The 12,554-nt window shown below is 47.8% G+C and carries 10 protein-coding genes; 8 read left to right on the forward strand and 2 right to left on the reverse strand.

All coding sequences use genetic code 11. From position 1 onward, the window contains the following. Window positions 1–109 precede the first annotated feature (109 nt). Window positions 110–2,425, forward strand: coding sequence for a hypothetical protein (locus QMG93_RS20175; RefSeq protein ID WP_281939556.1), 2,316 nt, complete (start codon window positions 110–112; stop codon window positions 2,423–2,425). 95 nt (window positions 2,426–2,520) lie between these two features. Further along, window positions 2,521–3,903 carry an extracellular solute-binding protein gene (locus QMG93_RS20180; protein ID WP_281939558.1) on the forward strand — a complete coding sequence of 461 codons (1,383 nt, stop codon included), beginning with the start codon at window positions 2,521–2,523 and terminating at the stop codon, window positions 3,901–3,903. 22 nt (window positions 3,904–3,925) lie between these two features. Here QMG93_RS20180 and QMG93_RS20185 read toward each other — a convergent pair whose 3' ends face one another. Then, window positions 3,926–5,140, reverse strand: a complete 1,215-nt coding sequence (locus QMG93_RS20185) for an MFS transporter (protein ID WP_281939560.1) — start codon at window positions 5,138–5,140, stop codon at window positions 3,926–3,928. A 254-nt stretch (window positions 5,141–5,394) separates the two neighbouring features. Here QMG93_RS20185 and QMG93_RS20190 point away from each other — a divergent pair, with 254 nt between their 5' ends. The 5 genes from QMG93_RS20190 to QMG93_RS20210 all read left to right on the forward strand — a co-directional run bounded on the left by QMG93_RS20190 (window position 5,395) and on the right by QMG93_RS20210 (window position 10,675). Continuing rightward, window positions 5,395–5,874: a DUF6530 family protein gene (locus QMG93_RS20190; protein ID WP_281939562.1), complete on the forward strand. Its 480-nt coding sequence runs from the start codon at window positions 5,395–5,397 to the stop codon at window positions 5,872–5,874. A 25-nt stretch (window positions 5,875–5,899) separates the two neighbouring features. Next, window positions 5,900–7,009, forward strand: coding sequence for an AAA family ATPase (locus QMG93_RS20195; protein ID WP_281939564.1), 1,110 nt, complete (start codon window positions 5,900–5,902; stop codon window positions 7,007–7,009). 74 nt (window positions 7,010–7,083) lie between these two features. After that, window positions 7,084–8,121: a vWA domain-containing protein gene (locus tag QMG93_RS20200; protein WP_281939565.1), complete on the forward strand. Its 1,038-nt coding sequence runs from the start codon at window positions 7,084–7,086 to the stop codon at window positions 8,119–8,121. Window positions 8,122–8,150: 29 nt separating this feature from the next. Further along, entirely contained in the window at window positions 8,151–8,510 is a 360-nt protein-coding gene (locus QMG93_RS20205) for a GIY-YIG nuclease family protein (RefSeq protein ID WP_281939566.1), read from the forward strand. A 200-nt stretch (window positions 8,511–8,710) separates the two neighbouring features. Then, window positions 8,711–10,675, forward strand: coding sequence for a hypothetical protein (locus QMG93_RS20210; protein WP_281939567.1), 1,965 nt, complete (start codon window positions 8,711–8,713; stop codon window positions 10,673–10,675). Window positions 10,676–11,069: 394 nt separating this feature from the next. On the opposite strand, the gene QMG93_RS20215 is transcribed toward QMG93_RS20210, so the two are convergent. Continuing rightward, window positions 11,070–11,417, reverse strand: a complete 348-nt coding sequence (locus QMG93_RS20215) for a hypothetical protein (protein WP_281939569.1) — start codon at window positions 11,415–11,417, stop codon at window positions 11,070–11,072. 183 nt (window positions 11,418–11,600) lie between these two features. Here QMG93_RS20215 and QMG93_RS20220 point away from each other — a divergent pair, with 183 nt between their 5' ends. Beyond that, entirely contained in the window at window positions 11,601–11,840 is a 240-nt protein-coding gene (locus QMG93_RS20220) for a hypothetical protein (protein WP_281939571.1), read from the forward strand. The last annotated feature ends 714 nt before the right edge of the window (window positions 11,841–12,554 follow it).

Genomic DNA, 12,554 nt, shown 5'->3' on the forward strand with positions numbered 1-12,554 from the left:
GAAGTCGTTATTTATTTGAGGATCTTCGCATTTTGTGAATCAGTATGAAACCAGATTGAAAAAGTTCAAATCGGAAAACGGATACCCATCGAAAAGGAGCTGTTGAACGATGTTCTACTCCGAAAATGGAACAAACGATAAGGCGAACGAAGCGATCAGCAGACGAAAAGTGCTCAAAACCTTAGGAATCGGAGGGGCGATATTGGCCGGCAGCGCCTTCGGGGGCTCGCGGTTTGCTTCGGCGGAAAGTCTACAAGCCGAAGGCAAGGGGGATCGTCAAACGTTGTGGGTCGCCAGCGTGGAGGAACTGCTGTCACTTCCGCCTGGCCAGCTCAAGGATGGCTTGCATGTATTTGTTGGCGGCTACTACAAAAGCGGCGACGGGGGAGGCAAGCTCGTTCGCTATATGGCGGGCAGCGTCAAAGCCGATAACGGCGGCACGGTGCACAAGCCGGCAAAAGGCCAAGGCTGCTTTGAAGTCGTGCACGACGGGGTAGGGGATTTTCGCTGGTTCGGCATTTTCGATATGAAGACGAATGCGGACGGGGCGCTGGACGCAATGGTCAACGATCTGTCGATCCGCCGGATCGAAGCGTACTCGGATTTGAATTTCGTCAAGCGCCATGTATTTCACCGCAGCGATATCGAGATTGATTTTCAGGGACATACCGTAACAACCGAGGGGATCGAGCTGAATAAGTTAGACAACCCGTTTGGCGCCGTTATGTTTTTCCAGGGGATCAAAACCGACATGGTCCACACCGTGACGCTGAGCGAAGAACTGCCGGAGTACTCGGATATTTTCGAGGTCGCCGATTCGTCCATTTTCGCGGTGGATAGCTGGTGGCATGCGCAAATCAAGAACAATCCGGGCGGAAACGCGCAGCGTGAGCTTGATTACCTTATCAAAGTAACGGAAATTCTCGACTCTACTCATGTCCGGTTCAATTATAAGCTCGGCTGGCCGCTGGCGAAGGGACGCCAGTTGACCTACCGGAAAATCAACCCGGTTTTCCGCTGCCATGTGCGGAACATGAGCTTTATCGGCATCCCGGTGCCGCCTAACGGCACGAGCACCCGGCCGTTCCCGACTTGGGACCAGATCGGGTCGAATCCGGTCGCGTACGAATTCGCGGTCGAATGCGACGCATCGGGCATCAAGGCGATCAAAGTGTTCTGGCCGGTCGTTATGCGCAGGTACAGCACCCATTATGTGACGGAACGCTGTCAACTGATGAACCCGGAAGAACGCGATTGGGGCGGCACCGGTTACTTGACGCAGCAGATCAACGTGCTGTACGGTCACGTCAGGGATTGCAACACGAGCAACGCCCGTCACTTGAATGATTTTACGTGCGCGGCCTACTGCATGGTCGAGAACTGCCACGGAGACGGCGACGAGTACGGTCCGTTCGTCACGCACGGTCAATTCGAGCACGACCTGACATATATCAACAACTCCGGCCTGTTGTCGTTCGCGAACAGCGGCTCGACTTGGGGCGACAGCGCCAAGCGGGTGACCGTCAAGAAGCATATCGCATCGCGGATCGTCGCGCACAAACGGCTTACCGATCTGACGCTTGAGGATTGCCATGCCGTCGTGACGTATACGAAGCCCGGCGTGAAAATGGCGAATTCAGGCTCGTTCTGGGTCAACATGGACGGTCTGCAAATGAGAGGCTGTACGGCGCAAGAGATGATTACGATTTCGCAAAGCTCCTCTCGGGGCACAAGGAAAAATATGATCGACAGCTGCTCCTTCGGCATGCTGAAGGGCTATGAAGTTGCCCGTCCGATCCGCTCGGGAACGAACCAAATCGGCTATATGCCGTGCAGCGGGGATTTGACGATTCTCAACAGCGAGTTTTACAACGTCGAGGATGTCAATTTGGGGAGTATCGATAAGCTGACCCTTATCAATACTTGGTTTAAGGGACTGCCTCAGGCAGGAGGCATGATTAAGGTCGGCGCACGTGAAATCGTCATGCAGGGCGGCGGACTTGCGGATTGCTGCTTCTTGTTCACCGGCGCATGGGACAAGGTCGGCGACGTCAACAATCCGAAAAATAAACCTGACCAGTGGATCGCGATCGACGGCGGCGCGGTATTCAGCGGAACAAACGGCGAGAAGGCGTTCCTGAAGAGCGTCGATCCGACGAACGTCATCACGTGGAATTTCGGAAACTGCAGAAGCGCCGCTGCGGACGCGGACACGGCACATTTCCAGATCCAAGGCGGAAAGAACAAGCTGAAGGCCATCGGCTCTCACTTCACGGGCGGCAAGTATGAAGCGGCGGACGGCGCTTTCGGAAGCGGAGGTTACTTCTTCATGACATCGTGCCTGGAAGAGAAGGTCAACCGGACGGCGCTGCCGGCGGAAACCGATACGGTAAAACACAGCGCCGGCAACTTTTCGATTTCTTAGCGGGACCTTGTTATAATAACAAGTAATAGAGCGGATACAGGATGGTCCCTATTTCCTGTTCTGTTCAGTGTATCGGGCGGAAGTGAGGTCTAAGGATGGAACAAAGGACAAGTCGCAAAACGCCCCGCGAGCGGCTAAGCGAATTCGTCAGCACGTTGCGGGAAGATATATTGACAGGAAAGCGGCCGATAGGAGACTATTTACCTTCCGAAAAAACTTTCGCCGCGCAGTTCCAGTTGAGCAACCAAACGGTGCGAAAAGGGCTGGACGTTCTCGTGTCGGAGGGGCTGATCGAAAAAATACCGCGCGTCGGCACGAAGGTTGTCGGTCCTCTGAACGAAGCTTTCGTTACCGTGAAGCTAGGTTTTCACAGCTCCGTCACCGGAGAAGCGGGAATTCATCAGCTGCTGTCAATCTTTCACAAGGAAAACCCTCATATCCGGGTACAAGCCGTGCCTACATCCAGCACCAACTACAGCTATATCAGCGAGTACTTGTCCGGCGGCATCCTCGATGTGGTCATGATGAACTTTATGAATTTTCAGGAATGTGTGGAGAACGGAGACGAAGGGCTGCTGGAGCCGCTGGAACGCAATCCGGAGCTGTATTCCTTCCTGTCGGACGCGTTTCAAGTGAATGGCCGCCAGCTCGTACAGCCGTTTATTTTTTCCCCGCTCATTCTATGTTATAACCGGGAGCACTTTCGTGCGGCGAATTTATCCGAGCCGGACAGCAGCTGGCAGTGGAACGATCTAATCGACTATTCGTCGCGGCTTGCCATTCCGGGCGAACGGCTTGGCTTTCACTGCGACTTGTATTCGTCGAACCGCTGGCCTCTTCTGCTGCTGCAGACCGGAGAAAAGTTCGCGCGGAACGAAGACGGCCGCCTTAAGCTTGCCGGCACGCCGATGATGGACGCGCTTCGCTACTGCGGGGAGATGAAGCATAGTATCCCCTCACTGTCGGAAGGGGTGACGACTGGCGAATCGGAGCTGCTTCTGGCCAAGGGCAAAGCGTCGATGATTATGACCAGTTATTTTTATTTGAATTATTTGCTTGGTGAGCGACTATCCTTTGACATCGCACCCGTACCGCATCTGGGTACGCCGATGACGATGCTGCTGAACATCGGGCTGGCGATCAATCGACAATCGCGCGTCAAGGCTGCCGCCGCCAAGCTGGTGGAATTTTTGACCGGCTACAAGGCCCAGCTTTTCGTTCGGCAGAACACGTACAGTCTTCCCGCCAGAAAATACGCCGCCGAGTGGGTAGGGGAAGAGAAACGGTATCTTCCGTCGCGGTTTTCGCTATTTCGCGAAACGATTCCCGGCTTTCGGTATTTTACCGATCTGGAGATCAGCGCAAGAGAGCTGTCCGTCATCAACCAGGAGCTCAAGATGTATTGGGCCGGCTTGGAAACCGAGGAGGCAATGTGCTCCCAAATCGAGGAGTGTCTGGCGGTTGGTTCGTTGTCCTAACATAACAACAACAAAAACGGAGTCACGCAGGTTTGCGGGCTCCGTTTTCTGATTTAGACGATGATGCAAGCATTTTTAAGCAAAGAAGGATACAAAGTAAACATGCAAATCCCGCGAAAAGGAGACAGGATAGCCGCAGTGAAATAAGATCGGCCAACAGACCGACGAAAAGTGTGATCATAATTTGAATAGTCCCTTGAATCATATCGGCTATGCTGGCGAATCTCCCCATCATTTCGGGAGGGACGTGATTTTGAAAACATGTGGCATATCCCGCGCTTGCAAAAGACATAAAAAATCCCAACAATGCAAATGATAGCGCTGCGGTTATAAAACTGGAAGATGCATAAAATAGGATATAAAAAAAAGTAGTCAGTAATATGCCATAACTCATAAACCAACGATAAGATATTTTTTGGGAAGTTAATGCCGCAAAAAAAGATCCCAGTAACGATCCCACGCCGGTGATACTTATGATATTGCCGTAATCCATATCCGTTAATTTCAAAACCATTTTAATGAAAGCAGCTTCCTGCGAGTCAATCGCATATCCTATTAGCGCAGCAGCTTGAAATAAAATATAGATAGAGATAAAAAATGTTGATGATTTTGCAAATTTAACCATTGTCCTTAGATCATTGGCCAATAGGTTGAAAGAGATTTTTCCGCGAGCATGGTCACAATTATTTTCTACGTCAGGAAGCAGGAAAATCATAAAAGCGCATACAATGAAACTTATTGCATTAAATACGATGCAAAAATGAACACCGACTGTCATAATTAGCAAACCCGAAATGGCCGGTCCTAACAGAAATGCGCTGGAATTAGTCATACTAATCAATGAATTAAATCGTTGTCGTTTTTCTGTTGGAATAAGCTTTGTTATATATACAGAGGAACTTGGGCCAAAAAATGAACCGAATAAATTAATGACAAACATTAAGGCGTAAATAATGAACAACGAAGGAGCGAAAAGAATCAAGCCGATTAAGATGCCTCTAATGACATCAACAAATATCATGAGTTTCCTAACATTGATACGGTCGATCATACTACCGGACCAGAAATTGGTTACAAGCATAGCAATAGGTCTAATGACGAATAGACCTGCAAGTGCAGTCGCCGATCCCGTAAGATTCAAAACCATAATGTTAATTGCGACAAAATAAATCCAATTTCCTAAGTTGGAAAAGCCAAGTCCAACTATTAATAAAATTGCTTTAAGCCGTCCGTTCATTATTCACCTCACCTTAAATTGTCAATTAAAATGTAAATATATTACTTAACTTATAATATAATTAATTTTCTTTCAATATAAAGCAGCCGGGTTTCCCCATAATAAGGGAAGCTGAAACGGCTCTTTTTCTTTTTGAAGCACCGGGTTAGTCAACGGGTTGACATTCGATCAAGTGCAAGATACAATGAAGTTGCAATTTAGTAATTTAGTAAATTAGTAAATAAGTGATTCGATAAATGAAAAGAGGTCATCAAATGAAAATACCGACTACGTTAAAGCATAAGCCGGTTGTCGTTTCCGAAAATTATGAGCACGTTGACGGCCGATTTGCCCGCAACACGGATGCCAAAGGTTTATCCTTGGGATTGGCCCAATGGAATGACAGGGGAAAAATCGATATTTCGGCCAAGGTATGGCGATACACGGGGGAAAAATGGTCCCGGCAATCGGAAGAGCTCCCGCTCCATCGCGTTCTTGATTTGTCTATTCTGATCTGCCGGACGATGGCGCATTTTCGCGAAGCTTACCGATATGAGCATTTATATGATCCGCAGGAGCCGGTCATCGACCGGGTCGGTCTGCAGGGGGATGCCATGACCGTGGCCATCTGTACGGACAATGAGCGAATCAATGAAGATATCAAGCTGTTCAATCAGGCTCTGAGCGACGACGACGAGTTGATCGGGGAGCGGCTGCGCACGTTATCCAGAATTTTGAAGGATATGGGGTATTAACTTGGATTAGGGGAAGTGGTAAGGAATGAGTCAGGAATATGTGTTGTCTCCTGCAAGACAACTGAGCGATGCGGAACAAGCGCTTGTATGGCAAAAGCCGTCAACGCATAAGGCCAGCGAAGAAGAACGGCGCATTTGTGCGGAGGTCAAGCGCAACTGGCATCGCGGCGAAATGAAAATCGCCAACATTTTGTTGGAGGGCGACGCAGGCTCGGGTAAAACGCAGCTCGCCAAAGCGCTATCGGCGAATTTCGGGCTGCCGTATACGAAGGTCACCTGCTTTGCGGACATGGATAAATCGGATATTATCGGCGCGATTTTGCCCGTGATTTCTTCGGAACGGCTGGAGAAGCTGGAGCCTGCGGACCGAGCAGCGTTGAAGGCGCTATACGAGAGCGACGGTTTTCAGAGCGCAGCCGGGGTTTTGACCGACGTCCTGGGAATCGATCCGGAGCAGGCTGCCTATAAGATGAAGCAGCTGCTGAAGCTGGCTGCGGAAAACACCGACGGCGAAGCGGTAGAGTATCGTTTCTACCCTTCCGAGATCGTCCGGGCTTATCAGAAGGGGTACGTTCTGGAAATCCAGGAGCCGAACGTCATTCGGGATGCCGCGGTGTTAATGGCACTGAACTCTGCTCTAGAGCTGGATGGCAGCATCAATCTTCCTACGGAAATCGTGCGCAGACATCCGGATTTCATCGCGGTCATCACGACAAACCGCAGCTACGCTGGAGCCAGGCCGTTAAACGAGGCATTGCGCGACAGAGTACAGCACTCGGAAAAGATGGATCTGCCGACGAAAGAAGTGATGATAGAACGCGCCATGGCCAAAACCGGATACGGAAACGAACGGGTATTGGATGTTTTGGCAGACACCATTATTATTCTGGACAAAACCGCTCGCGCCAATGCGATTAAAGGGGTAGCCGGAATGCGCTCGTACTTCTACTGGGCCGATGCGGTCGCCGAAGGGGCTTCCGTCCAACAATCTCTTTATCATAAAGTCATCTACAAGATCACAACCGATTCCGAGGAAATCAAGCTGCTGGAAGATGCGCTTGCAAGCCATGGCTTGACAGCAAGCATGGAAGAGGTTGAGACTCAAGTAAAAAAAAACGGGATTCTGAAGCCTTAGAGATCAAGACATGGGGAGATGTCGACAGTTCCGGCTTGGATCTGGACCTCCCTGCGGACGATGATGCGATCGCATTGAAAAAAAGCGCGGACAGCGAAGAGAGCACGCCCGATGTCGCCAATGATTCTGATGGTTCCGAGGACGACGCGGGCACGGAAAGCTCGGATTTGGGGGAGAGCAATGCCCCGGCTTATCATCCGCCCGAGCCTGAACCCGTGTCAGAGGAGGCGAAGCGGCAAGAGCGCGATTTTCGCAAAAAGCTGAATCAAGACGCTCGGGAAGTGGTGTCCCATTCCATTCATCACAAGGTAAAGCTCGTCGTTCACCGTCCGGATTACGATCAGGCCAACCAGCAGGAATATGTCCGGCTGAGCAAGGGACTGATGCCGATCGTGCGGGAAATTGCAAGAAAGACGCTTCCGCTGCTGGAACACGAGGCTTCCTTTGACTATGCCAAAAATCATTACTATGGCACCAAATTTCAAGCGGATTGTGTGGCGTACCGGGATTTCAGGTATTTTGCCAAAAAACGTCCTCCGACGGAATCGCCTTCGCTTGTGGTCGGTCTGAGGGTGGACGAATCGGCTTCGATGAAGGCTTTCGGCAGATTGGAAGCGGCCAGGCGCGCAGTGATCGCCGTATATGAATTTTGTCAGCTGTGTCATATCCCGGTTTTGATCTATGGCGATACGGCGGATGCTTCCAGACTGGAGCAAATGTCGGTTTATGCCTACACCGATTTTGAGCGAACCGATGCGAATGACCGTTTCCGCCTGATGGGAATTCGGGCCAGAAGCAACAATCGCGACGGCATGGCTTTAAGAATTATGGCGGAACGGCTGGCGGCCACGCCGCAAAAAACGAAGCTCTTGATCAGCATAAGCGACGGGCAGCCGAAAGCGATGGACGATTATACCGGAAGCTATGCGATTCAGGATATGCAGCAGACGATCGCCGAATATGAGCGGAAAGGAATTACATTTCTTGCCGCCGCGATCGGCCAAGACAAGGATGTCATCAGTCAAATCTACGGGAATGAGCGATTCCTGGATATTACCAATCTACATGAATTTCCGGCCAAGCTGGTTCGGATTATCGCCCGGTATTTATAATTGACGGGTCTAGAAGGAGAGACTGAACAATGGATAAGAGCAAACGCAAGGAGCTGCTGGAGGAATTTAAGCAGATTAAGACTTACATGGGTGTCATCCAAATCACAAACAAAGTCAGCGGCAAAATTTACGTGGACAGCTATCCGAACTTGAAGAACAAGTGGATGACCATCAAGATGCAGCTGGATATGGGGAGATTCGCCAATTTAGAGCTGCAAAAGGATTGGAAGGAGTTCGGGGCCGAAGCCTTCACCTATGAGGTGCTGGAGGAGCAGAAAACGGACGATGTGACGGATATGAAGTGGGAGCTCAAAATGATGGAAAAGCCGTGGCTGGAAAAATTGCAGCCCTATGGGGACAGAGGATATAACAAGCCGCCAAGGCAGTAAATCCGCTTCCGGTCGCTGCACCGCCCCGCAAAGCAAGGTTGAATCAAGGAAGGTGAAGCCTTCCGGGCGCTTTGCGGGGAGCCCGGGGATGCAGGAATTTTTAACTGGGTCCTAAGTATTTATGTATAAATTGGAGGAATTAGGAACTGAGCATCGAATCCTAAATCATGGTGTTTTATTCATGAAATGGGAGGATGTCCATGAGCGAAAAGGCCGAAGTCCGTCAAATTAGCTCCATAGCTGAGGGACATGTGGAACAAAAGTCGACTTTTGTGCAAGCTATACAAGAAGAGACAAATCTTCCTTTCCCGGGCGATAAGTTCAGATTTTTAATTAGCGAACTATCCGTTCAACAAAAACGAGCGATAGCCCATTTCTTAAATTTCCCCATTGTTTTCTCCAAGAATAAAAAATTTCCCGATGCACTCTTTCATAAATTGCTCCTCCAACTACAAAAACAGTATCTTACCTCCGATCGAGAACGGCTTTATTGGGTTATCATATTTGCAGTGTTCGATTTGTTGCATAACGAATCTCCCAGCACATTCGAAACCTTTCTGGCTGCGAAAGAGGAGAATATCTTAAAATTTGGGCCATGGCATGTTTATTGGGCTCTCCGGTTTCATCCTGGCCGCGCGACTGCAAGAACATCTTGGGAAGAGGCCATAAGAGAATTTGAAGAAGGCTTAAAAGCGAAGGCCCCGGAAGCGAAGAGCCTGCAAGATGACCGTTCAAACGACGAAAAGCTAACCGTTATTGAACAAAAGCTGAAGAATGAGCTTGCCTTACGCCAGACAAGGGAAAAGGAAGCCGAGCAGCTACGCAAGGAACTCAGAGCTCAATCGAAAAAGCTGGAACAAATCGAAAGGGAAAAGAAGCAATTAGCGGCAGAGCTGCAGATTTTGAAAGAAGAAACGCGGAAGCAACAAGCGGAAGCGGAAGCCAGCCGGAATCAGCTGGAAGCCCGGCTGAATCGTATGAAACAGGAAAAAAACGATCTGCTGGATCTGGTGAAAGAAGCCGAATTGAAAGTCGAGAAAATGAAAGCGGATGCGGTAAAAGCGGCGCATGAAGTGGAGCAATGGAAACAACGGCATGAGAGGAAGGGGCAAGGTAACACACAGGAGCTTATCGCGCTTCTTTTAAATTCCTTGATGCCGGAGTCGGACAAGCTGTATCATGAGCTTCGGCAAGCCAATCCGGAGAACGCATCTGTTCTTAGGGCGCAGATAAGGAAAATTTTTGACTTGATCGATCTTTTGGAACAGTTTCGGCAAGAAACCGGGCAGGCGCAACCGAAAGATCTTGTACAGGTAAGCGATCCTTCGTTTGAATCGGTTCCAAGCGTACCAGAGGTGAGCCGGCAATCTTGTGTCGGTACGTTCTATCGACGAGATCATGGCGGTTACGTCGTGCTGGAGGACGGGAAATCGTTTAACGTGACGGAATCGATGGTCCATCAACACGGGCTTGAGCATGAAGCCGAAGTGCAGTGCTCGCCAGGCAAGCAACAAAACGGCATGATACTCTATGAAATTGAGCTTTTGCTTCAAGGAGACGATACTTATGCTCCGATCCGCCAATTCGATGGATATGTCGAGCTGGGAGATTATTTCACCTGGTACTGTGTAGACATCAACAATGCACAAAACCGATATCCATTGCATCGACGAGATATTGAAATCCAACAGCCTAACGACGGAGATCCGTGTCTATTCAATGTTGCTGACGAAGGGCGATTTGCCCGATTATCCCGTTTGTACCGCAAAACAAAACAGACTGCGGCCGAGCAAGAATTCAAAGCGTATAAGCCATCTTTACTCCGGAGGCAAGCCGAGAAACCGAAGCCCGATCCATTCTTGGAAAACTGTAAAATTGTCATTGTCGGCGGTCTGCGGAAATGGTTCGAGGGGGTTGTTGCGGAGACAGGCGCAATACTCATCCATGACAGCGGCGATGCACCGGAGCGAATTCACGCGGATTTAAGCAAAGCCGACGCCTTATTTTTCCTACTGACAGCCACATCGCACCGAGCTACCTGGAGTTGCGTTGAAATTGCAAAGCAAAGACAAATTCCGCATTTTGTTATTCAAGGGTCAAAATCAAACTTGCGCATGCTTCTGTGGGAAAATCGGGAATTAATTACACGAAAGCAAAAAATATAATGCATTAAAAGCGAGATATATTTGTGGGAATGGTTTAGCAGTCCGTGTTGATGCGAATGGAACCAAGGTGTACTATTGTGTTGCCATGGTTGCAACAATAGACGGGCACAAGAAGTGGTGCTTTAAAGAAGTTCCGCTTCGATAACTTTCTAGAAAACTTACCCCGCTTGCTTAGGCTGGCGGGGATTTTGGTTTATCGACGCTAGGGGTAGTACCAGCGCAGCTGACACCACTCGCAAACGTATGGATAAAAATGTAAGAACCCTTCAGTTCGGGAGAGTTCTTTTTTGAGTGATAAATGTACCAATTGCAGCTTGTTTGTTAAACTAACGTTACCCGTTAGAGTTTAATTTGATCCATGCATAAGATTAGTCACACTTGGTCGAAAACCCCATTAATACTCACCATTGTATTCTACATAGCTTGCTTTTTTGAAGCGGACTACGTGATACGGCATATATCTATTCTTTGCATGCGGGATTAAATCTTCGATGTAATTAATTGCGGCGTCTACCATTTCCTCAGTAATAAAAATATCTTCATCTAAAAATCCGCTCAATAACGCTCCTTCGCCCTTAATTTTCAAAGAAATATACCCATAACCTGGATCTACAATAACAAGATTAATTATTTCGTCTTCGTTTTGTTCTTTTGCTTTATCATAAAACCTTACTACAAAATCATCGTTATCTTTATTAAATATCTCAACATCACATGTGAAATTATTAAATATGAACTTCATAGGTTGACTCCCTTATCCAATTCATGTATGGGTTCTAATTATACCGAGTTTACACCAGTTTGACGTTAAATAGTGGGAATAGTTTCGATTAATAAAATAATTTTCATTCAACATTTGTCCCTTTCATTCCCACGTCCTCCAACGTATTAATGACTACAAATAACAAAAAGGAGGTACGATTATATGGCAGTGCCTTTAAATCACACCGTATCTAATCGGATATTATTGGCAACATTTGATGCAAAATGGAAAAGACAAAGAGTTTCGGATGGGCATGTAGTTTACCTTGCGACTGCGAACAAAGCAACTATTGAGCTCCTGGTTCAAGGTATGAAAAAAACAATCAAAAGAACGTTCACGAAAGGTGCAAGGATATTTGTCGTAAATGCGACATTCCACTTTCCAGAACATATACAACTGTAGAGAACGGCTTCCATGAGAAGTAATCATCAAGTTCACAGTAATCGAAGGCCAGTTTCCATTCGTCAAGAATGGAAACTGGCTTTTGTTTGTTCCAGTAATCTGTCCGTTAGCTTCACAAGGTTGCTCAACCTAACCGATCATTTTACAGATTGAAAGATAGCATTCATTTAGTTACCTGTTTCAGCCGCTATATTTCCTTCCTCATCGAACGCTTTCGCAGATAATTTCCATTCCCTAGATAGAGTTAATTCAGACTCGAAAAAGTCCTGTGTAGGATAACCAATAAATACATTATTTACTACTGGTATTGTCACTTTAATCAGACTATCAGAAGCATTTCTATTATTAAATGTGACCTCGACAGTTTCTATTTTTTTATCTGTCTTTACTGCACCTCAAAACACGTTACCAACTTTTTTTGATTTGTATGTACTACAACCAGTAATTATAAATATTAATACAAATAACAACGAGCATATCGTTTCATTTCAACCCCCCCCAATTATTTCTAAGTAAAATTATTGACGTAAATGGGAGGCAATTGTTGCACAATCGCTTCACTGTAACTTCCATCGTGCCAAACTTTCGCAAAGAGCCTTATAAGCACGCACCGCGATATTAGCATCATCTGCAAGGATGGTGATTGAATCCTCGAGATACGAGACAATTATTCGAAAATAGAATTCTCCATCCTCTTCAATCCAGTAATAAATT

The sequence above is a fragment of the Paenibacillus tyrphae genome, from assembly GCF_027925525.1.
Lineage (GTDB): Bacteria > Bacillota > Bacilli > Paenibacillales > NBRC-103111 > Paenibacillus_G > Paenibacillus_G tyrfis_B.